This is a genomic window from Methylobacterium aquaticum (genome assembly GCF_001043915.1).
GTDB lineage: Bacteria > Pseudomonadota > Alphaproteobacteria > Rhizobiales > Beijerinckiaceae > Methylobacterium > Methylobacterium aquaticum.
The window spans coordinates 1-844 of sequence record NZ_LABX01000494.1 but is presented as its reverse complement, the minus strand read 5'-3'; the positions used below and the strand labels follow the sequence as shown (position 1 = coordinate 844).

Here is an 844-nt window from a genome sequence, read left to right as displayed (position 1 = left end):
GACAGATCCACCAGCAGCGACGTAGCCGCCGGCCGCGTAGCCCTGCGACGCCCGGCGCATGCGCTCGACGTTCCGGACACCACCGTTCCGACGGATATCGTCCTGACTGAAGACGATTTCGCCCTTGTGCCCGATGCCGCCTGGCTCGTGTTTGCCACCGGGACCGGTGTAGCCGCCGCTGTCGAACAGCCACGAAGAAGCGGACCCAACCGCCAGATCTGGGCTGGCCCCGAGACCACTGCCGCCGCCAAGGAGGCTGCTGAAAAGGCCACCGAGCAGACCGCCGCCACCCAAGCCGCCGCTCTTACCTAACAAGCTGTCGATCAGGCCCTGTTCACCCACCTCGATCAGCTTATCCAAGAAGCGGCTGGTGGCGTTCGTGAGAAGCTGCATCCCGCTCACGCCAGCGCGGATGTCGGAAACGATGCCGCGCAGGACGGTGCCGCCCATGTCACGGATCATCTGCTGCCGGTCGCGCACCTCCTCCAGCCGATCACGGTACTCGGCAGTCGCGGCCGACGTCTCCTTGATCCGGGCGATTTCAGCTTCGGACAGTGTGAGGTTGTTCTGCTTTGCCAGTTCCTCGGCGCGGGCGAGGTTGATGGCCGTGGTGCGCTCCGCATTCGACTTGCCGGAGGCCTCGGCCTCGGCCTTCAACGACGCCGTCGTCCGCTCCAGGCTGTTGATGTAGGTCTCGACCTGGTTGAGGGTTTCGGTCGGAGTCGTGCTCGTCGGCGTCTTCGCCTTCGGCGCCGTGATGATCGGCTTGGTGGTGTCCTTCTGAAAGGGCGCGAGCATGTCGCGCGAAGCCTGCTGCGCTTGGTCGATCAGCGTCCGGTTGCCG

General features: G+C 65.4%; 1 pseudogene. It reads right to left on the bottom strand.

From position 1 onward, the window contains the following. A pseudogene (locus VP06_RS37615) lies at positions 1 to 844 on the bottom strand (hypothetical protein); the annotation flags it as partial.